The 19,667-nt window shown below is 64.5% G+C and carries 17 protein-coding genes; 6 read left to right on the plus strand and 11 right to left on the minus strand.

Annotated elements, in window-relative coordinates:
- The 3 genes from P9230_RS28315 to P9230_RS28325 form a co-directional block, all read right to left on the minus strand.
- Nucleotides 1–198 (minus strand): hypothetical protein (locus P9230_RS28315; protein ID WP_278121296.1); only part of this gene is annotated, 198 nt, incomplete at its 3' end.
- Between the two features lie 13 nt (nucleotides 199–211).
- Nucleotides 212–1,588, minus strand: coding sequence for an MFS transporter (locus P9230_RS28320; RefSeq protein WP_278121297.1), 1,377 nt, complete (start codon nucleotides 1,586–1,588; stop codon nucleotides 212–214).
- Nucleotides 1,589–1,840: 252 nt separating this feature from the next.
- Nucleotides 1,841–6,637 (minus strand): NAD-glutamate dehydrogenase, encoded by a 4,797-nt coding sequence (locus tag P9230_RS28325; RefSeq protein WP_278121299.1) that lies wholly within the window; start codon nucleotides 6,635–6,637, stop codon nucleotides 1,841–1,843.
- 125 nt (nucleotides 6,638–6,762) lie between these two features.
- Between P9230_RS28325 and P9230_RS28330 the strand changes: the two genes are divergently transcribed.
- The 3 genes from P9230_RS28330 (at nucleotide 6,763) to P9230_RS28340 (ending at nucleotide 8,682) form a co-directional block, all read left to right on the plus strand.
- The gene (locus P9230_RS28330) at nucleotides 6,763–7,155 is read left to right on the plus strand and encodes a peroxidase-related enzyme (protein WP_278121301.1); all 393 of its coding nucleotides are present in this window, start codon (nucleotides 6,763–6,765) and stop codon (nucleotides 7,153–7,155) included.
- A gap of 217 nt (nucleotides 7,156–7,372) precedes the next feature.
- A complete protein-coding gene (locus tag P9230_RS28335) occupies nucleotides 7,373–7,696 on the plus strand; it encodes a hypothetical protein (RefSeq protein WP_278121303.1) in 324 nt (107 codons plus the stop codon).
- Between the two features lie 359 nt (nucleotides 7,697–8,055).
- Nucleotides 8,056–8,682, plus strand: coding sequence for a DUF1062 domain-containing protein (locus tag P9230_RS28340; RefSeq protein ID WP_278121304.1), 627 nt, complete (start codon nucleotides 8,056–8,058; stop codon nucleotides 8,680–8,682).
- A 56-nt stretch (nucleotides 8,683–8,738) separates the two neighbouring features.
- On the opposite strand, the gene typA is transcribed toward P9230_RS28340, so the two are convergent.
- A complete protein-coding gene (typA, locus tag P9230_RS28345; RefSeq protein WP_067001463.1) occupies nucleotides 8,739–10,568 on the minus strand; it encodes a translational GTPase TypA in 1,830 nt (609 codons plus the stop codon).
- A gap of 194 nt (nucleotides 10,569–10,762) precedes the next feature.
- Here typA and P9230_RS28350 point away from each other — a divergent pair, with 194 nt between their 5' ends.
- A complete protein-coding gene (locus P9230_RS28350) occupies nucleotides 10,763–11,047 on the plus strand; it encodes a hypothetical protein (RefSeq protein WP_278121306.1) in 285 nt (94 codons plus the stop codon).
- Between the two features lie 98 nt (nucleotides 11,048–11,145).
- On the opposite strand, the gene P9230_RS28355 is transcribed toward P9230_RS28350, so the two are convergent.
- On the minus strand, nucleotides 11,146–12,720 hold the full coding sequence (locus P9230_RS28355; RefSeq protein ID WP_278121308.1) for an alkaline phosphatase: 1,575 nt from the start codon (nucleotides 12,718–12,720) through the stop codon (nucleotides 11,146–11,148).
- A 136-nt stretch (nucleotides 12,721–12,856) separates the two neighbouring features.
- Complete coding sequence (locus P9230_RS28360) at nucleotides 12,857–14,140, minus strand: MFS transporter (RefSeq protein ID WP_067324923.1); 1,284 nt, start codon at nucleotides 14,138–14,140, stop codon at nucleotides 12,857–12,859.
- Between the two features lie 78 nt (nucleotides 14,141–14,218).
- Here P9230_RS28360 and P9230_RS28365 point away from each other — a divergent pair, with 78 nt between their 5' ends.
- Both P9230_RS28365 and P9230_RS28370 read left to right on the plus strand, forming a co-directional pair.
- On the plus strand, nucleotides 14,219–14,836 hold the full coding sequence (locus P9230_RS28365) for a TetR/AcrR family transcriptional regulator (RefSeq protein ID WP_278085891.1): 618 nt from the start codon (nucleotides 14,219–14,221) through the stop codon (nucleotides 14,834–14,836).
- A gap of 129 nt (nucleotides 14,837–14,965) precedes the next feature.
- Complete coding sequence (locus P9230_RS28370) at nucleotides 14,966–15,556, plus strand: hypothetical protein (protein ID WP_067324919.1); 591 nt, start codon at nucleotides 14,966–14,968, stop codon at nucleotides 15,554–15,556.
- A 279-nt stretch (nucleotides 15,557–15,835) separates the two neighbouring features.
- On the opposite strand, the gene ppa is transcribed toward P9230_RS28370, so the two are convergent.
- The 5 genes from ppa to P9230_RS28395 all read right to left on the minus strand — a co-directional run bounded on the left by ppa (nucleotide 15,836) and on the right by P9230_RS28395 (nucleotide 19,558).
- Complete coding sequence (gene ppa, locus P9230_RS28375; protein ID WP_278121313.1) at nucleotides 15,836–16,369, minus strand: inorganic diphosphatase; 534 nt, start codon at nucleotides 16,367–16,369, stop codon at nucleotides 15,836–15,838.
- A 215-nt stretch (nucleotides 16,370–16,584) separates the two neighbouring features.
- On the minus strand, nucleotides 16,585–17,091 hold the full coding sequence (locus P9230_RS28380) for a GNAT family N-acetyltransferase (protein WP_278121315.1): 507 nt from the start codon (nucleotides 17,089–17,091) through the stop codon (nucleotides 16,585–16,587).
- A gap of 149 nt (nucleotides 17,092–17,240) precedes the next feature.
- A complete protein-coding gene (locus P9230_RS28385) occupies nucleotides 17,241–17,879 on the minus strand; it encodes a TPM domain-containing protein (protein WP_127239478.1) in 639 nt (212 codons plus the stop codon).
- A 6-nt stretch (nucleotides 17,880–17,885) separates the two neighbouring features.
- Nucleotides 17,886–18,710 carry a YgcG family protein gene (locus P9230_RS28390; protein WP_127215293.1) on the minus strand — a complete coding sequence of 275 codons (825 nt, stop codon included), beginning with the start codon at nucleotides 18,708–18,710 and terminating at the stop codon, nucleotides 17,886–17,888.
- A gap of 203 nt (nucleotides 18,711–18,913) precedes the next feature.
- Nucleotides 18,914–19,558 carry a LemA family protein gene (locus tag P9230_RS28395; protein ID WP_067001437.1) on the minus strand — a complete coding sequence of 215 codons (645 nt, stop codon included), beginning with the start codon at nucleotides 19,556–19,558 and terminating at the stop codon, nucleotides 18,914–18,916.
- Nucleotides 19,559–19,667 lie beyond the last annotated feature (109 nt).

The raw sequence follows: 19,667 nt of genomic DNA on the forward strand, positions 1-19,667 counted from the left end.
CGCCTTGGCGGGGGCCGGGGGGGGGGGGGGGGGGGGGGGGCGCCCCCCCCCCGGGGGGGGGGGGGGGCCGCGCGCGCCCCCCCCCCCCCCCCCCCCCGGGGGGGGGGGGGGGGGCCCCCCCCCCCCCCCCCCCCCGGGGGGGGGGGCCATGGCGCCGACCCCACCCCGCTCCGCTTCGCGGATCGACCCTCCCCACAAGGGGGAGGGTAAATCACTCCACCGGCTTGTCCGCCGGATATGGCGTCCTGACCAGGATTGCCATGCCGAGGCCGAGGAACAGCGCGATCACCGCCATGCCGAGCCGTGCCGAGCCGCTGGCCAGCGTGATCGTCGACACCAGGAACGGCGCCAGGAAGCTCGTTGCCCTGCCGGCCAGCGCGTAGATGCCGAAAAAGCGGCCGGACTCGGCGGCCGTGACGCTGCGCGCCATGTAGGAGCGCGAGGAGGCCTGCACCGGCCCGAAGGCGAGTCCGATCAGCAGGCCGTAGAGGATGTAGGCCTTTTCGGCCGCGGTGCCGAAGAGGCCGCCGGAATCGGTGGTGGGCAGCTGTATTAGGCCGAGCAGCGTGAAGCCTGGCCCGGTCGACACGACGCCGATCGTAGCCAGCAAAAGCAGCATCAGCGCAATCATCACCACGGCCTTCGAGCCGAGCGCGGTGTCGAGGCGCGCGGCGATCCAGCAGCCGAAGATCGCGACGACGTTGAGGATGATGCCGAACATGCCGATCTCGGTGATCGACCAGTTGAACATGCCGGCGGCAAAGGTGCCGCCGAGCGCCAGGAGCGCGTTGACGCCGTCCTGATAGATCATGCGGGCGACGAGGAAGCGGAAGATGCCGACGCGCTTGCGCACCTCGAAGAGCGTGGACTTCAATTCCGACAGGCCCTCCCGCACCGCCGGGCCCATTGAAAGCCCCTTGATGGCGTCCGGCGTGAAGATGAACATCGGCAGGATGAACAGGAAGTACCATCCGGCCGACATCGGCCCGGTGAAGCGCGCGTCCTCGCCGAGCTTAGGATCGAGCCCGAACAGCGGGTCGAGGCCGATGATCGTCTTGCCGGTTTCCAGATTGCCGGCCAGGAACAGCACCACGAAGATCAAGGCCACCATGCCGCCGAGATAGCCGAGTCCCCAGGCGATGTTGGAGATCTTGCCGATATCCTCCTTGGGCACCAGGCGCGGCATCATGGAATCGTTGAAGACGGTGGAGAATTCCGCGGCCACAGAGGCGAGCGAGAAGAGCAGCACGATCAGGAACAGGCTGGAGCCGGGCGCGGCGAACCAAAGCAGCGTAAGGCTGACGATCTTGACCGCCGCGAAGGAGGCGATCCATGGCTTGCGCGGCCCAGTCTGGTCGGCAATCGAGCCGAGCACCGGCGAAAGCACCGCAATGACGAGACCCGCGGCAGCGATGCCGTAGCCCCAGGCAGCCTGCCCGGTTGTGGGGTCGCTCGCCATGCGCGAGACGAAGTATGGCCCGAAGATGAAGGTGGTGACGACGGTGAAGAAGGGTTGCGCTGCCCAGTCGAAGAACATCCAGCCCCAGATGCCGCGCCCCGTTGCCCGCTGCACTGCTACTTCGGCCATGTCCCCTCCGGCATCGTCCGCTTGCCCCGCGCCCCGCGCATGTCTGCATGTTTTCGGGCGGCGATGCAAATGAACAAGCACGGCGCCGCCGCTCATTGGCTTGCGCGTTTCCACTCCGCGTCAGCGGGAAAAAGAGCGCCGGCCGCGACCTCTTCCTTCTGGGGAAGTCGCACCTCAGGTCCGCATGGGGGTCGGCGCTGCCTCCCGCCCCGCTGCTTCGCAGCGACCCTCCCCGCAAGGGGGAGGGTAAACCTACATCCCCGTCAGGTCGCTCATCAGGCCGGACGCCACCGACAGCCGAGACACGGTGATGTCGCCGCCTTCGGTCAGCGCCTGCAGCCGCTCGCGGATGCGCCCGACCTGCTCGCCGCCGGCCTCCAGCCAGGCCGCCACCGGATCCGCCGCGTTGCCGTGGCCGGTGAGCGCGGCGACCGCGATGCCGCGCCTTGCGGCGCCGATCGTGTCGGTCGCGCGCGACAGCGCCAGCTGGTCGTAATAGTCCGGCGGCATGATCGAGCGCGCGGCCTCCTCGACGCGAGGGATGCGAAAAGCGTCGCTGACGGCGAAGAAGGCCCTGGCGGCGCTGACGATGTCGGCATTGGCCGTGCGTGCGGTGAGCGCGATGTCCGGGATCAGGTCGCTCACCTCGGCCAGCGCCAGCTTTTCGGCAAGTTTGTCGGGCGCGCCGCCCTCAAACAGGTCATGGCGCCGCGCCTCGATCCGCTCGCGCGAGAAGGCCGGCAGCAGCGAGATGAGCTTCGGCTCCAAAGCCTTGCGCGCTTCCTGCAAGTCGGCGATGCGCTGGCCCAGCGGCGCGGAGGATAGGTCGTTCTTCAGGTACCAGCCGCTGGTCATGAAGATGAGCCGGCTGACTGCCTGGTAGAGATCGAGCTGCGTCTGGCCGTCGATCTGGTTGTCGAGGGCATCGATCTCCTTGTATAGCGAAGGCAGCGCGAAACCGTCGCGCACCAGGGCGAAAGTGCGCACGACGGCGCCCGCTGTGCGGCCCGTCGCTTCCTGCAGCCGGTTGACGAAAGACGGCCCGCCGCGGTTGACGAGATCGTTGGCGACGACGCGCGCGATGATCTCGCGCCGCAGCCGGTGGGCACGGATCTCGCCGGCGAATTTCTTCGCCATCCGCTCCGGGAAATAGCCCATCAGATCGCGGTCGAAATGCGGATCGTCCGGCACGTCGCTGGCGACGATGTCGGAGAAGAGCACGATCTTGGCATAAGCAAGCAGCACGCCGAGTTCGGCCCTGGTCAACGGCTCGCCGCGAGCCTCGCGCTCGGCGAGCGCCGCCGGCGAAGGCAGCGTCTCGACGGCGCGGTCGAGCAGGCCGCGCGCTTCGAGCGCCGTCATGAAGCGCGCCTGGTGCGCGATGTCGGCCAGCCCGCGCTTGCGCGCCAGCGACAGCGCCAGCGTCTGCTGGTAGTTGTTGGAAAGCACCAGCGTGCTCACCTCATCGGTCATCTCGGCAAGCAGCTTGTTGCGCGCCGGCCGCGCCAGCGAGCCTTTGCGCATGGCCGACGCCAGCGCGATCTTGATGTTGACCTCGACGTCCGAGCAGTTGACGCCGCCCGAATTGTCGATGGCGTCGGAATTGCAGCGGCCGCCCTTCATACCGAACTCGATGCGCGCCCGCTGCGTGACGCCAAGATTGGCGCCCTCGCCGATGACCTTGGCGCGCACGTCGAGCGCGGTGACGCGGATGGCGTCGTTGGCGCGGTCGCCGACATCGGCATTGGTCTCGCCGGAGCCCCGGACATAGGTGCCGATGCCGCCGAACCACAAAAGATCGACGGGCGCCTTGAGGATGGCGTTCATGATCTCGACCGGCGTTGCCGTGGTCTTGGCGAGGCCGATCGCGGCGGCCGCCGCCTGCGGCAGCGTTATCGACTTCAGGCTGCGCGAGACGATGACGCCGCCTTCCGACAGCTTTGACTTGTCATAGTCCTGCCACGACGAGCGCGGCAGTCCGAACATGCGCTGGCGCTCGGCCAGCGAGGCCGCCATGTCCGGGTCGGGGTCGATGAAGATGTCGCGGTGGTCGAAGGCGGCGATCAGCTTGGTTGCCGGTGACAGGAGCATGCCGTTGCCAAACACGTCGCCCGACATGTCGCCGACGCCGACGACCGTGAAGGGCTCGGTCTGGATGTCGCGGTTCATCTCGCGGAAATGCCGCTTCACCGCTTCCCAGGCGCCCTTGGCGGTGATGCCCATCTTCTTGTGGTCGTAGCCGGCCGAGCCGCCGCTGGCGAAGGCGTCGTCCAGCCAGAAATTGTGCGTCTCCGAAATGGCGTTGGCCGTATCGGAGAAGGTCGCCGTGCCCTTGTCGGCGGCAACGACGAAATAGGGATCATCCTGGTCGCGCCGCACCACGCCGGCCGGCGGGATGATGCCGTCGACACCGATATTGTCGGTGATCGAAAGCAGGCTGGAGACGAAATTCTTGTAGGCCGAAGTGCCGGCCTCGAAGATCGCGTCGCGGCCGGCGCTCATCGGCAGTTTCTTCGGATAGAAGCCGCCCTTCGCGCCGACCGGCACGATGACCGCGTTCTTGACCTGCTGCGCCTTGACCAGACCCAGCACCTCGGTGCGGTAGTCCTGGGCGCGGTCAGACCAGCGCAGGCCGCCGCGCGCCACCGGGCCGAAGCGCAGATGAACGCCCTCGACCTCCGAGCCGTAGACGAAGATCTCGCGCCAGGGGCGGGGCGCCGGCAGCCCGTCGACCGCCTGCGAATCCAGCTTGATCGCCAGCGACTGTCCTTTGTCTTTCGTATCGGCAACGAAATGATTGGTGCGCAGCGAGGCTTCGATCAGGTTGAGATAACGACGGATGATGGTGTCGTCATCAATGTTGGGCACCTCTTCCAGCGCGTCCTTGATCTTGGCCTTGAGGTGCTTGGCGGCGACCACGCCCTCGGTCTCGGCCGTCGGGCCAAGGCGGGCAACGAACAGCTGATGCAGGCCGCGCGCGATCTCCGGATAGCGGTTGAGCGCGGCGGCGATGAAATCCTGGCTCTGCGGGATACCGGCCTGCTGCAAATAGCGGCCGTAGGCGCGCAGGATCGTGATTTCGCCCGACCAGAGACCCGCGGTCTGGGCAAGGCCGTTATAGCCGTCATTGTCGACGTCGCCGCGCCAGACCGACAGGAAGGCATCCTCGAACAGCGCACCGTCGCCGAGGTCGATCGGCTTGCCGTAGCTGTTCTCCAGCTCCATGTCGTGGATGAACACCATGCCGGAGGCTTCGTCGCCAACCTCGAAGGTGCGCTCGCTGATGACGCGGAAGCCGATATTCTCCAGCACCGGCACGCGCCGCGACAGCGCCACCGGACTGCCGTGGTGATAGATCTTCAGCGCCGCCTGGTGCGGCTTCTGGTCGGCATGGCGGTAATAGTCGATGGCGATTGGATTGGCCGCATCGATCCTGGCGATGCGACCTGCATCGGCCAGCGCCACGGCCGGCGAGAACGAATCGCGATAGCTTTCCGAAAAGCGCGAGGCAATTGCCGTAAGCGTTGCATCGGCGCCCGATTCCGACACTGCTTCGCGCAGCGCATCGTCCCAGGTGCGCACGATGTCGCGGATCGCTGCCTCTATCGTTGCCGGCTCGACCTTCGGCGTCTTGCCGCCGGAGCGGCCGATGATGAAATGCACACGCGCCAGCCCGCCTTCTGGGAAGGCCGGATAATATGCCGACAGCCGGCCCTGAAATACTGTCTTCAGGTAGGTGCCGATCTTCTCGCGCACGACGCTGTCGTAGCGGTCGCGCGGCACGAAGACGAGAATCGAGACGAACCGGTCGAACTGATCGACCCGCACCAGCGCCCTGACGCGCGGCCGTTCGATCAGTCCGAGGATGGCTTCGGCGTGCTTCCTGAGGATCGGCACCGGAACCTGAAACAGCTCGTCGCGCGGATAGCTCTCCAGCACGTTGATCAGCGCCTTGCCGGAATGGTCATTTGGATTGAAGCCGGACTTGGCGATGACCGTCTCGGCCTTCGAGCGCAGATAGGGGATCTTCATCACCGAACGCGTGTAGGCGGTCGAGGTGAACAGGCCTACGATGCGCAGCTCGCCTGAAAGCACGCCGTTGGCGGTGTAGGTTTTGACGCCGATATAGTCGAGATAGATGCGCCGGTGCACCAGGGACTTGGCATTGGCCTTGGTGACGATCAGCGGTTCCGGCCCATGCAGGAAGGCGCGGATCTCCGGCGTTGTCGACACCGCCTCGGTGCCGCGCCTGAGAACCAGGACGTCGGGATCCGCGAGGATGCCGAGGCCGGGTTTGTCGGCGCGCTCCAGCATGCCGCTCTTCTCGCCGCCGGTGTAGTTGAACTCGCGCATGCCGAGGAAGGTGAAATTGTCGTCTCGCAGCCATTCGAGGAAGGCGATCGCCTCGGTGACATGCGCCTTGTCGAGCGGCACCGGCGCGTAGCGGAATTCCGAGATGGCCTGATCGAGCCGGGCAAGCATCGGCTTCCAATCGGCGACGGCGGCGCGCACCTGGTCCAGCAGCTTCTTCAGGCGGCCGGCCAGGGCTTCGGCCTGATCGGCCGAAAGGCGGCCGATATGGACGTGGACGACGCTCAGCCGGTCATGGCTGGTTTCGCCCTTGACGGAGCCGCCGTCTCCGAGGATCTCCTCGATGCCGCTCTTGCCGTGCCGGACGACGATGACGGGATGGGTGACCAAAAGCGGCTCGCCGGCGCTCTCGGTGATCTCGCCGAGGATGGAATCGAACAGGAACGGCATGTTGTCGTTGACGACGGTGATGACCGTCATCGGCCGGCCCTGGCGCGTCACGCCAGAATCCACGTCTATGGCAATGATGCAATCGCCCTTTCTGTGCCTGGCGACCGCCCGGCCGGCGAGATCGGCGGCGCGTTCGAGGTCGGCGACGTCATAGGCGGCGATGTCTTCGGCCGGCGTGCGGGCGAGGAGATAGTCGGCGAGCCTGCCGGGCTTTTCGCCTGCCCTTGCCGCGCCTCCTTTTGCCGGACTGGTCTTTTTCGGCTGGCTTGCGGTTTTCAGGCTGGCCATGATGTGAAGTCCCTCCCGTCATATGCTTTTGGGTCTATGGTAGCAGATGAGCGCTATTTGGCGACAAAGGTTTGACGACGCTTTAAGAAAATCGAACCGACGCTCACCCTGCGAGGAGAACGGACATGACCGACAGGATTACGGCGCTCGACCTGGCCCGGGCGGAGCTGAGCGAAGCGACGAAGGCTTATTTCGCCAAATGCGAGGAAAAGCTCGGCCTCGTGCCCAACGTGCTTCTGGCCTACGCCTTCGACGAGAAGAAGCTGCTGATGGTGATGAATTTCCGCGCCGCCGGCTTGCCCGAAAGGGAGACGGCGATGCTGGAATTCGCGGTCAAGCTGACGGAGGAGCCAGCCAAGATCGTCGAGGGCGACCGCGCCGCGTTGCGACAGGTGGGCTTCAGTGATCGCGACATCTGGGACATCGCCTCGACTGCCGCCTTCTTCAACATGTCGAACCGGGTGGCCGCCGCGGTCGACATGCGACCGAACCCCGAATACCACGCCATGGCAAGGTGAGGCTCACTGGCCTCACATTAGCAACGTCGAATTTCTCGTTGCCCGCCCCGCCGTTTGGGTCGATGATCAACGATTGCGGTTAGCCCGCATATCGATGATTGCGGCTAGCTCGCATATCGGATTGCGGCGTAGCCGCATATCGGATTGCGGCATAGCCGCATACCGCCAGGCGGCGCTGCCGCATCCCGGCTCGACGCTGCCGAAAAGGGAGGAGAACATGGCGAAATTTCTCTATGTCTATCACGGCTCCGGCAAGATGCCGGCCGACGAGGCCGAGCGCAAAGCCGCGATGGATGCCTGGACCGGCTGGTACGACAAGCTGGGTTCGGCCGTGATCGACGGCGGCAATCCTGTCGGCATGTCGAGAACGGTGCTGCCCGGCGGCGCGGTCGAGAACAATGGCGGCAGCAATCCAACCGCCGGCTACACGATCGTCGAAGCGAAGGATATCGACGATGCCGTCGCCAAGGCCAGGGATTGTCCGATCCTGATGAACCCGGCCTTCAGCGTCGAGGTCGCGCCGATCATCGAGATGATGTAGCGCCAAAGCGCCCGAAGGTCGTCACAGTGAAACACGGCGGGCGGCATACTCTTGCCCGCCCGCCGTCGCACGGCTAGAAGAGCCGATCCTTCCCGATTTCGAGTTTCACTTTGCCTCAGTAAACGCCGGTCTCGTCTACTCCCCGAAAGCACGCGCAGGCGCGCTTTGGCGGCGCCTGCATCATTTCATGTGTTCTTCAGGCGGCGGCTCGAGACCGGTTTGGCATTGCTGAGCCGCCGTCGCGCAATTGCGCGGGCGCCTGATTTTCAACCACTACAGCCTTTCGCCACACCGTGCCCGCATGGGCATCTCGGACATTGCCGCGCTGACGGACTTCCCGACGGGAAGGGCCTATCGGCATGTCTCGAACTTTGCGCATTCGCTGGGTGGTCGCGCCCGCAGTCGCGCCTCGACCTCTCATCAACTGCAATCGCTGCGGCGGCGTCAAACCTTACCAATGCAGCGGAAAGTTCCGCGTCAACGCCAACGGCAAGCGCATCGATGCCTGGCTGATCTATCGCTGCACCGACTGCGACAATTCCTGGAACCGCGCCATTTTTATGCGATGCAACCGTCGCGACATCGCACCGGCGCTGCTGGCTGCACTGGAGCGCAACGATCCGACGCTGGTCCGACACTATGGCTTCGATGCCGTGGCGCTCAGAAATCGGGTCGGGCGGATCGAAGAATCTCCGGAAGTCACGGTGCGAAAGGAGGCGCTGGATGGCAGGCCGGAAGGCGCGACGGCGCTTTGGCTTGAGCTTCGGCTCGATGCCGCAACGCCCTTGCGGCTTGACCGCTTGCTCGCCGGCGAGCTCGGCATCTCCCGGTCGAGGCTGCAGGCCTGGGAAACGCGGCGGTTGCTCGCCATCGAACCGTGCGGCGCCAAAGCCCTGCGCAGGCCGGTGCGCGACGGCATGGTGGTACGCGTCGACCTCTCCGGCGAGACCGGCCGTGACGCTGTCGTTTCGGCCGCATGTGCATGAAGTGAAAAGAGAGGGAGCGATGCCCCCTCCCTTGAGTAACTGCCTGGGCTAAAACCCTACGCCGCGCCCATCACCTTGGCCGACTTCTCGAAGCGCTTGCGCTCGTTCGGGTCGAGATAGAGCTTCCTGAGCCGAATGGTCTTCGGCGTCACCTCGACCAGCTCGTCGTCCTGGATCCAGGCCAGCGCGCGTTCCAGCGTCATGCGGACCGGCGGCGTCAGCTTCACCGCCTCGTCCTTGCCGGCGGCGCGGATGTTGGTGAGCTTCTTGCCCTTCAGCACGTTCACTTCCAGGTCGTTGTCGCGGGAATGGATGCCGATGATCATGCCCTGGTAAACCTTGACGCCCGGATCGATGATCATCGGGCCGCGATCCTCCAGGTTCCACATCGCATAGGCGACCGACTCACCCTGTTCGTTGGAGATCAGCACGCCATTGGTGCGGCCGGGCAGCTCGCCCTTGTAGGGCTCGTAGGCATGAAACAGCCGGTTCATCACGGCGGTGCCGCGCGTGTCGGTCAACAGTTCCGACTGATAGCCGATCAGGCCGCGGGTCGGCGCATGGAAGACAAGGCGCTGGCGGTTGCCGCCGGAGGGGCGCAGCTCGACCATCTCGGCCTTGCGTTCCGACATCTTCTGCACGACCACGCCGGCGTGCTCCTCGTCGACGTCGATGACGACTTCCTCGACCGGCTCCAGCAACTGGCCGTCATCGCCCTTCTGCATGACGACCCGCGGGCGCGACACGGCGATCTCGAAGCCTTCGCGGCGCATCGTCTCGATCAGCACGGCAAGCTGCAACTCGCCGCGACCGGAGACGAAGAAGGAATCCTTCTCCGGCGATTCCTCGATCTTGAGCGCCACATTGCCTTCGGCCTCGCGCAGCAGCCGGTCGCGAATGACGCGGCTGGTCACCTTGTCGCCCTCGGTGCCGGCAAGCGGACTGTCGTTGACCAGGAAGGACATGGTCACCGTCGGCGGGTCGATCGGCTGCGCATGCAGCGGCTCGCTCACGCTCGGATCGCAGAAGGTGTCGGCGACGGTGCCCTTCGACAGGCCGGCGATGGCGACGATGTCGCCCGCCTGGGCTTCCTCGATCGGCTGGCGCTCGAGCCCGCGGAAGGCGAGGATTTTCGAGATTCGTCCGGTCTCGATCTGCGTGCCGTCATGGTGCAGCACCTTGACCGCCTGGTTGGGCTTCAGCGAACCGGACTCGATGCGGCCGGTGATGATGCGGCCGAGGAACGGATTGGCTTCGAGGATCGTACCGATCATGCGGAACGGACCGGGATGCACCGTCGGCGCCGGCACATGCTTGACGACGAGATCGAACAGCGGCGCAAGGCCCTGGTCTTTCGGGCCTTCAGGATTTTCCGACACCCAGCCGTCGCGGCCCGAGCCGTAGAGGATCGGGAAGTCGAGCTGTTCGTCGGTCGCATCGAGCGCCGCGAACAGGTCGAACACCTCGTTGACCACCTCGATGTGACGGGCGTCCGGGCGGTCGATCTTGTTGATGACGACGATCGGCCGCAGACCTACCTTCAGCGCCTTGCCGACGACGAATTTGGTCTGCGGCATCGGCCCTTCGGCGGCGTCGACGAGCACGATCGCCGAATCCACCATCGACAGGATGCGCTCGACCTCGCCGCCGAAGTCGGCGTGTCCGGGCGTGTCGACGATGTTGATGCGGGTGCCCTTCCAATCGACCGAGGTCGCCTTGGCCAGGATGGTGATGCCGCGTTCTTTTTCGAGGTCGTTGGAGTCCATGGCGCGCTCGGCGACGCGCTGGTTTTCGCGGAAGGCGCCGGACTGTTTCAGGAGTTGGTCGACGAGCGTGGTTTTTCCATGGTCGACATGCGCGATGATCGCGATATTGCGGAGGTTCATTGTCTGGTCTCGGGAGCGTTGCAGGCAGCAGGCCCGAAAGCGCCGCCTTTTTCGGTTGGGCGGCTCATACAAGGTTTTTCGCAATTGCGAAAGGGGAGGCCCCGCCCCAAATAAATGGTCACTGATTCTTAAACGTCTTGGTGTGAAATGATTCTGTTAACCAAGGCGGAACCTTTGAGGGGCCGGGCAATTTCATGTTCATGACCGATCAGATGTCCAGATTGCGTCCGGTTTTCGCGTGGGCAGCGCTTGGCGTGCTTGTTGCGGCTGGCGCCGCGCAGTCGGCGGCTGCCCTGAGAGAAGCTAACCCCTCGCCCCGTGATGCCAAAACCGCGCAGCAGATGTTTGCCGACGCCCCGGACGGGGTCGACCCGATCGTCACCGGCCCGGTCAGCGCCGCATTCAAGCAGCGCCAGAAGGCAGCCAACTGCGACACCGCCGTCTGGCCGAACATTCCCGCGACCTGCTATCCGGATTAATATTGCGACGGCTATCTGACAAAGGTAGCACTCCGGCACACCCTCCTCTGCCGTAACGGACAGTCCGGCAGGACAGAGAGGGTTGCCTGGCGCCGACCCTAAGCCGACCGCACCGGATCGAGCGTGACCTTGTAGAGCTCGTTGTCGTCGCGATCCATCAGCCGCACCGTTAGTTGCTCCGTGGCGCCGGAAATGTCGACCAGGCCGAAGAACTGCAGGCCCGCTGATGGCGGCAGGTTCTGGCCCTGCTCGGCGCTCGGCGCCTTGATGAACTTCAGCTCGGGCCCGAAGGTCATGTCGAGATCGTTGGGACCGAAGGTACCGGCGTGGATCGGGCCGGAGACGAATTCCCAGAACGGGTTGAAATCCTGGAACTGCGCCTTGTCTGGATTGTAGTAATGCGCCGCCGTGTAGTGGACGTCGGCGGTCAGCCACACCGTGTTGGTGATGCCGGCGTTCTTGATGTAGCGCAGCAGGTCGGCGAATTCGAGCTCGCGGCCCTTCGGCGCGCCATTGTCGCCGTTGCTGACCGCCTCGGCTCCGACCTTTTTGGCCGCGTCGTTCCAGACGACGAGGCCGAGCGGCATGTCGGCGGCGATGATCTTCCAGGTCGCCTTGGAATTCGCCAGCTCGCGCTTCAGCCACTGCGTCTGCTGCTCGCCGAGCATACGCGACTTCGGCGTCAGCGTGTCCTCCATGTCGGGGCCGTTCGGGCCGCGATAGGAGCGCATGTCGAGGAAGAACACGTCGAGCAGCGGCCCGTGGGCGATCTTGCGATAGACGCGTCCCGGTTCCGAAGGTTCGTAGCGGATGGTCGTCATCTCATGGAAGGCGCGCGCCGCGCGGGCCGCCAGCACATGGATCGATTTTTCCGTGTAGCGGTTGTCGGTCGTCAGGTCCTTCGAATCCGACCAGTTGTTCACCATCTCGTGGTCGTCCCACTGGTAGAAGGTCGGGCAGATGGCGCTGAGCGCGAGCACGTGCTTGTCCATCATGTTGTACTTCCACTGGTCGCGATACTCGTCCAGCGTTTCGGCAACCTTGCGCTTGCCGTCGATCATGACGACGTTCTTCCACTTGCCGCCGCCGGGCAGGTCGACCTCGTCCTTCATGGCGCCGTCGGCATAGATCGTGTCGCCGGAATGGAGGAAGAAGTCAGGCGTGTGCTTGGCGATGGTGGAGTAGGTCTTCATGCCGGTCTCGTCGATGCCCCAGCCCTGGCCGGCGGTGTCGCCCGACCAGGCGAAGCGCACGTCGCGCTTCGACGCCGGCGCGGTGCGGAAACGGCCGACAATCGGCTCGGAGACGGCGTTGATGTCGGAAAGATCGGCGGCCGTCATCCGGTAGAAAATGTCCTGGTCGGCGGCGAGGTCGGTGAGCAGCCGCTTCACCGTATAGTCGCTGGCGGGCGAGGTATCGAGCGGCGCCAGCCTGACGGCGTCGGCGAAGCTTTCGGTGGTCGACACTTCGTACATCACGCGCGCCGGCCGGTCAGTGCGGGTCCAGACCACGCCGGAGGTGGCGTCGACATCGCCGGACTGGACGCCGTGGGTGAAGGCCGGGCGCTGATTGGCTCGGGAATAGTAAGGCAACGCGAGACCGGAGGCGCCGACTAGGCCAAAGGCGCTGGCCGAGGTGACGAAAGCGCGGCGGGTTAACGAGAGCTTGTTCATGGCTGTCTCCGGATGGCGTTGAACGGGACCGCCAACCTCCGGCCTCAATGTTTCAGGCGCATATCGGAACCATGAAATTTTGATAACAGGTCACAGCTCTTCCCTTCTCCCCTTGCGGGAGAAGGGAAGTCGCGCTTTAGGCCGCCTGCGGCTCCGGCTCAAACGCCGGCTTGCTCGTGTTGATCAAGAGCGAAATACAGGCCGCGGCTATGCCGGTCATGCCGGCGATCAGGAAGGCAAGCTCGTAATTGCCCTGCAATTCGCGCATCGTGCCGCCGAAGGCCGCCGCCGCCGCGGCGCCCACCTGGTGGCCGGCGACGATCCAGCCGAACACGATCGGGCCGCTGCGGTCGCCGAAAGCTTCGTTGGCGAGCCTGAGCGTCGGCGGCACGGTGGCGATCCAGTCGAGCCCATAGAGCACGGCGAAGATGATCAGGCTGACGGCCGAGAAGCCGGAATAGGGCAGATAGATCAGCGACAGGCCGCGCACGGCATAATAGACGCCAAGCAGCTTGCGCGGATCGAAACGGTCGGTGAGCCAGCCGGACAGCGTCGTGCCGATCAGGTCGAAGATGCCCATCATCGACAACAGCCCGGCTGCCTGCACCTCGCCGATGCCCATGTCGCCGCAAAAGGCGATGAGGTGCGTGCCGACGAGGCCGTTTGTGGTGAAACCGCAGACGAAGAATGTGGCGAACAGGTACCAGAACACCCTGGTTCCCGCGGCACGGCGCAACGTGTTCAGCGTATGCGCCAGGAAATTGCCTTGCGCGGCCGGCGACACCGGCGGCACGTCGTCGGCATCGGCGCCATAACGCACCTGGCCGATGGAAGCCGGGCGCTCCGGCACCAGCAGAAAGACCAGCGGCACGAGAGCCGCCGTGGCAATGGCGATGGCAACGGCGACCGGCTTCCAACCTCCCGACTGAGCCAACGAGGCGAGCAGCGGCAGGAACACCAGCAGGCCGGTCGCGCTCGAGGCGGACATCAGCCCCATCACCAGGCCGCGATTGGTCTTGAACCAGCGATTGACGATGGTGGCTCCGAGCACGGTCGCGACCGCGCCCGAGCCGATGCCCGAAAATACCCCCCATGTGATCAGCAGATGCCACGGCTTGGTCATCAGCAGGCTGAGCGCTGTGGAACCCGACATGATCAGCAGCGCGGCAAGCAGCGTGCGGCGTAGCCCGATCCGCTCCATCAACGCCGCGGCAAACGGCCCGGTGAGGCCATAGAGGAAGATGCCGACAGCAGCGGCAAGCGAGACGACATCGCGCCGCCAGCCGAAGCTCTCTTCCAGCGGCAGCATCATGACCGCCGGCGCGGAACGAAGCCCGGCGGCGATGAGCAGGCAGAAGAAGATGACTGCGACGACGACGAAGGCGTAGCGCTGGCCAAAGGGACGGGAATGAGCTATCATGTTACTGACCGGTACGTTGCAATGGAGCGGCCCCATTCATACGTACCGGTCAGTAACATTGTCAAGCGAGTTTGTTGAATGCCATCGGACAATAAAATTGAAGCGTCGATCAGCGGAGCCGGCACGGCGCCGGCACCGAAGGCTGCCGACAAGATCCTCGACGTGGCGCGCGACCTGTTCTATCGCGAAGGCATCCGGGCGATCGGCGTCGATGAGATCGTCAGGCGCGCCGGCGTCACCAAGCCCAGCCTGTACCGGACCTTCCCGTCCAAGGACGAACTCGCCGCTTCCTATCTGCGCAAGTACGACCTCGAATTCTGGCAGCGGTTCGACGAGGCTGTGGACGCGCATCCTGGCAATCCGCGCGCGCAGATCATCGCATTCCTCACCCGCGTCGGCAAACGCACGCAGAGGCCGAACTATCGCGGCTGCGGCATGACCAATGCGGCGGTCGAATATCCCGAGCACGGCCATCCCGCGCGGGTGGTGAGCGAGAACAACAAGCAGGAATTGCGCCGGCGCCTGCGCGCCATGGCGGCCGCGATGGGTGCGACTGATTCCGACACGCTGGGCGATGGGCTGCTGCTGCTGATCGAGGGCGCCTATATCAGCGGCCAATTGTTCGGCCTCGGCGGACCGGCGGCATCAGTCGCCCGCAACGCCGATCTGCTGATTGAAGCCAGCTTGAAGAAATAGTGGTCCGCACCGTCCGACTGCCCAGTTCCGGGCGTCGGTGGCCTAGACAATTGATCTTCGCGCCAACCCAGCTTCCTAGGCTCACGCGGGTTTTAACGCTACGCTGCTGCACCAAACGGAGGTCTTCGGATGCGCGCCTGGCTTGCTCTTACTGCCTTTGTCATCCTTGGTGGCTCGGCCCATGCCGGCGACATTTCCAGCGACTATACCGACCTCGACTGGAAGAAGGACTGCGTGACCTACGCGCAATCGGAAGAAGGCGACGGCGACTGGGCGAACCTCGCCTGCGCGGGCTATCGCGGCTATCCGGTGCTGATCGGCTATGACGACGCGCGCGAGTCCGTCTACTACGGTTTTCCCTCCGACGACATGACCGCCATCTGGGAGAGTTTCTCCGGGTTCAACACCGCTGGGGCGAAGGTCGAGTGGCGCATCGAAACCAATGGCGACAAGGCGGTGCCCTTCGCCGTGATTCATCGTCGCGAGATCAGCAATCCCGAAAACGAAAACAAGCCGACCGAGGTGCTGGTCGTCGCCAAGGTCGCGCAGCCGGAGGAGCATGAGGGCTGCACAATCGGCCTCGTGCTCGCTACCGGCAACCCTCAGGCCAACGATCAGGCCCGCAAGCTCGCCGACCAAAAGGCGAAGGGTTTTGCTTGCGGCAAGGACAAGCGCGAGGTGATCGGCAACGTGCCGGACTTCGGGCGAGTAGATAACTAGAAATCAGAGGGTGTTCGACGAATGCGAGACGGCGAAGGTTGCGCATTCGTCATCCTTGGGCGGAGCAAGGAGCGAAGCGACGCGGCGCAGACCCAAGAATCCATGCCGTTACATCAAGGCGTTGCCACGGTGCAGTAATTCTGTTCCGTAACGATCTTCGCGACCTCACGGCATGGATCCCAGGGGTCCGCGACGGAGCTGCGCTCCTGCTTCGCCCTGGGATGACGACGTTGAGGGCTTCGCCCAAGCCCCATCGCCCAGCCGTTGGCTGCCGCTTACTTACTTGACCGCCTTCGCCCGTTCGATCGCCTCGACGATCATCTTCTTGGCATAGTTGGAATCGTGCCAGCCCTCGATCTTGACCCATTTGCCGGGCTCGAGATCCTTGTAGTGCTCGAAGAAGTGCTGCACCTGCTGGCGGGTGATTTCCGGCAGGTGCGTGTATTCGGTGACATTCTCGTAGCGCAGCGTCAGCTTCGGCGAGGGAACCGCGATCACCTTCTCGTCCTGGCCGGCATTGTCTTCCATGATCAAGACGCCGATCGGCCGCACATTGATGACGCAGCCCGGCACCAGCGCGCGCGTGTTGCAGACGAGCACGTCGATCGGGTCGCCGTCGCCGGACAGAGTGTGCGGCACGAAGCCGTAATTGCCGGGATAGCGCATCGAGGTGTGCAGGAAGCGGTCGACGAACAGCGTGCCGGCCTCCTTGTCCATCTCGTACTTGATCGGCTCGCCGCCGATCGGCACCTCGATGATGACGTTGATGTCGTCGGGCGGATTCTTCCCCGTTGGTACGGCTTCGATACGCATGCTCAAATCCCTCTCTCGATTTGTGAGATCGATAGCGGGCGGCGCTTCATGGTGCAATGCGGCGAATAGCACTGGACGCTAATGGAAGCGCACAGTTTGTGATGGATTGTAACCCAATGCATGTCGCCCAAGGCTGCGCAGCGGTTTTGGGCAAACGATATGCATCAAACGAAGACTTGAAGCACGTCACCGCAACGCGTTTTAAGTGGCGGCCATCATTCCCAGACGAAGGCAACCTTCTTCAGCGCCTTCTGCTCGAAGACCTCGACGCCTTCGGCGACGTCGCGGCCGCCATTGCCGGCATAAAAGGCCAGCGCGTTGTAATTGTCTTCCAACGCCCACACCACCAGGCCTCTGAGCCCATGGTCGGCAAGGCGCGTCCGCGCCGCCTTGAACAGCCTGCTGCCGAGGCCAATTCCCTGATATTTCGGACGCAGGTACAGCTCGTAGATCTCGCCCTGCTGCCTGAGCTCGCGGGCGCGGTTCCTGCCGATCGTGGCATAGCCGGCGATCGTGCCCCCGATCTCGACCACCAGCACGGTAGCCGCCTTGCGAATTGCGTTCGCCCACCAATCGGGGCCGCGGCGATTGATCATGGCCGTCAGCGTGCGATGCGGGATGATGCCGGAATAGGCGCCGCGCCATGCCTCCTGGTGCACGTCCGCGATAGCCATTGCATCGCGAGGGTCGGCTTTCCGGATGTCGATCGTCAGCGTGTTCATGATTTGTTAATCATAAACCCGCTTGGCCCGACTGCAAAGAGTCCGCGCTGTCGCGCCCGCGCTTTCTCACAAGCGAGCTTGGCGGCATCGGAGGCGCCGAAAACCAGCCCTCACCCGGCCCCGGCAGAGCAGATTTTCAGCCAGTTCCGTCAGATCTCGACGAGATGGTCATCCAATTCATTGGTGTCGTCGGCGGTAACCGGGAAATGCTCGGCCAGCACCGCGCCGACCGATTCGATCGCCTTGGCGAAACCGTCGGCGAGTCGGTCGTCGCCCGCGTGCGTTGTCAGGTCCCGCACCACGCCATCCCAGACATGCTGGCTGACCTTAGCGTCGATGCCGCTGTCGGCCACCACCTCGGCATAGCGCTCGGCGATGGAGACGAAGATCAGCACGCCCGTCCTCGCCTGGGTGCGGTGGACGTTGCGGGCGAGAAATTGCTTCATCGCATTGGCATGCGCCGCCTGGTAGCGCAGCCGTTTCGGCACGAGGTGAATTCGCAAGCCGGGCAGCGCCCAGAGGAGCGCAAGCATGCAGCCAAACGCCAGAAGCTGAGCAAGCACGAAATGCGGCAAACGGATGGTCAGCCACAAGGCTTCCAGCCCGTAGGCCACTGCGAGGCTGACGACAATCGTGGCGAGCGCCGCCGCGAACGCGGCCGGGAAGAAATAGCCGTCGCTGGACCCCGCCACGACGCAGTATATCTCGCCGTCGGTCCTTGCTTCCGCGGCACGGATGGTCTCGGCGATGCGGTCATGGTCCTCGGGGCTGATCGGTCGCGTTGCCATGGTTTCTCACCAGCTTCCAGAGGAGCCGCCGCCGCCCGACGAACCGCCGCCGCCGGAAAACCCGCCACCGCCGCCACCGGAGGACCAACCTCCACCGCCCGACGACCAGCCTCCGCCACCGGACGACCATCCGCCGGAGGATCGCCGGCTGGGCTCGAAGGTCATGCCGAGCCAGCGGTAGCGGCCGGGCCCGATCTTCTGGCCGAAGATCGGCGGCAGCACCGTCAGGGCGATGCTGCCGAAGAAGATCAGCGCCCAGAGGGTGATGAAGATGGCGAAGAACAGGTCGTCGGAGTTGAACGGCGCCTGCTCGTTGCGCTTGCCGCGCGCCTCCAGCTCCTCCGGATTGCCCTCCAGCACCATGATCATGTCGTCGACGGCCTTGCTGATGCCGCCGGAGAAGTCTCCGGCGCGGAAGGCCGGCACCATGTCGTTTTCGATGATCAGCTTGGTGTGCAGGTCGGTCAGCGTGCCTTCCAGCCCATAGCCGACCTCGATGCGCATCTTGCGATCGTTCGGCGCAACCAGGAGAAGAACACCATTGTTCTCCTTGGCCTGGCCGAGCTTCCAGAAGCGGAACAGCCGGTTGGCGTAGGGCTCGATCTCCTCGCCGCCGAGGGTGGGGATGGTCGCGACGACGATCTGATCGGAGCCTTTCTTCTCGAAATCGGCGAGTTTCTGGGTCAGCGCCGCGCGCGTGCCGGCATCGATAATGCCGGCATTGTCGACGACACGGCCGCTAAGCGGGGGCAGGTCGGCGGCAAGGGCGGCGATGGGGAGGAGGAGGCAGAAGATGCTCAGCAAAAGGCCAATGAAGGCACTCCGTCCCACCCCCCTCTGGCCCGCCGGCCATCTCCCCCGCAAGGAGGGAGATTGGACGTCACCGCCGCCTTCGCCAACCGCCTGCGTTGCAGGAGATGCACGGTCAGCGAAACTGCCGATCTCCCCCCAAGAGGGGGAGATGTCCGGCAGGACAGAGGGGGGCGCGAAGGAACGCAAGGCCTGCAAGCTCGAATAAATTTGAGTCGCGCCGCTCACCCGCCCTGCTTGGTGCTCGTGCCGAAATCCACCTTCGGCACCTGCATCTTGTCTTCCTCTACGGTGAAGTTCGCAAACGGCTCATTGCCGCGGAACCAGAATGTCGCCCACAGCACCGACGGGAAGGTCCTCAGTGTCAGATTGTACTCCCTGACCGCCTGGATGTAGTCGCGACGCGCCACCGCGATGCGGTTCTCGGTGCCTTCGAGCTGCGCCTGCAGCGCGAGGAAATTCTGGTTGGCCTTGAGGTCGGGATAGTTTTCCGAGACCGCGATCAACCGCGACAGCGCGCCCGTCAGCCCGGCCTGGGCATCCTGAAATTTTTTGAGGGCTTCCGGATCCTTCAGCGTCTCCGGCGTCACCGTAATCTGCGTCGCCTTGGCGCGCGCCTGGACCACCGCGTCGAGCGTGTCCTTCTCGTGCGAGGCGTAGCCCTTCACCGTCTCGACCAGGTTGGGGATCAGGTCGGCGCGACGCTGATACTGGTTGAGCACCTCGCTCCAGGCCGCCCTGGCATTCTCCTCCGCCGTCGGGATGGTGTTGTAGCCGCAGCCGGCAAGGAGCGGCAGCACGAAGGCCATCATCAGCAAGGCCGGCAAATTGCGGAAAGCGGAGGGTAGAAGAAGGCGCTCGGCGAACATGATTGGTCCCCTCGACAGAAGTTGTGATGCGAAGCATTACCACAATCCGTGCGCAAGAAAATGACCCGGTCGTGGCAGCGCTCTGATCTTGGCCGCTCGCCCCTGTGAA

The sequence above is a fragment of the Mesorhizobium sp. WSM4887 genome, assembly GCF_029625865.1.
GTDB lineage: Bacteria > Pseudomonadota > Alphaproteobacteria > Rhizobiales > Rhizobiaceae > Mesorhizobium.

Bases quoted from the DNA above. Each gene is read 5' to 3' on its own strand.
- P9230_RS28330 (WP_278121301.1), top strand. From the start codon at position 6,763: ATGACCGACAGGATTACGGCGCTCGACCTGGCCCGGGCGGAGCTGAGC.
- P9230_RS28350 (WP_278121306.1), top strand. From the start codon at position 10,763: ATGTTCATGACCGATCAGATGTCCAGATTGCGTCCGGTTTTCGCGTGG.
- P9230_RS28340 (WP_278121304.1), top strand. From the start codon at position 8,056: ATGTCTCGAACTTTGCGCATTCGCTGGGTGGTCGCGCCCGCAGTCGCG.
- P9230_RS28325 (WP_278121299.1), bottom strand. From the start codon at position 6,637: ATGGCCAGCCTGAAAACCGCAAGCCAGCCGAAAAAGACCAGTCCGGCA.
- P9230_RS28355 (WP_278121308.1), bottom strand. From the start codon at position 12,720: ATGAACAAGCTCTCGTTAACCCGCCGCGCTTTCGTCACCTCGGCCAGC.
- P9230_RS28395 (WP_067001437.1), bottom strand. From the start codon at position 19,558: ATGTTCGCCGAGCGCCTTCTTCTACCCTCCGCTTTCCGCAATTTGCCG.
- P9230_RS28370 (WP_067324919.1), top strand. From the start codon at position 14,966: ATGCGCGCCTGGCTTGCTCTTACTGCCTTTGTCATCCTTGGTGGCTCG.
- P9230_RS28365 (WP_278085891.1), top strand. From the start codon at position 14,219: ATGCCATCGGACAATAAAATTGAAGCGTCGATCAGCGGAGCCGGCACG.
- ppa (WP_278121313.1), bottom strand. From the start codon at position 16,369: ATGCGTATCGAAGCCGTACCAACGGGGAAGAATCCGCCCGACGACATC.
- P9230_RS28385 (WP_127239478.1), bottom strand. From the start codon at position 17,879: ATGGCAACGCGACCGATCAGCCCCGAGGACCATGACCGCATCGCCGAG.
- P9230_RS28335 (WP_278121303.1), top strand. From the start codon at position 7,373: ATGGCGAAATTTCTCTATGTCTATCACGGCTCCGGCAAGATGCCGGCC.
- P9230_RS28360 (WP_067324923.1), bottom strand. From the start codon at position 14,140: ATGATAGCTCATTCCCGTCCCTTTGGCCAGCGCTACGCCTTCGTCGTC.
- P9230_RS28380 (WP_278121315.1), bottom strand. From the start codon at position 17,091: ATGAACACGCTGACGATCGACATCCGGAAAGCCGACCCTCGCGATGCA.
- P9230_RS28320 (WP_278121297.1), bottom strand. From the start codon at position 1,588: ATGGCCGAAGTAGCAGTGCAGCGGGCAACGGGGCGCGGCATCTGGGGC.
- typA (WP_067001463.1), bottom strand. From the start codon at position 10,568: ATGAACCTCCGCAATATCGCGATCATCGCGCATGTCGACCATGGAAAA.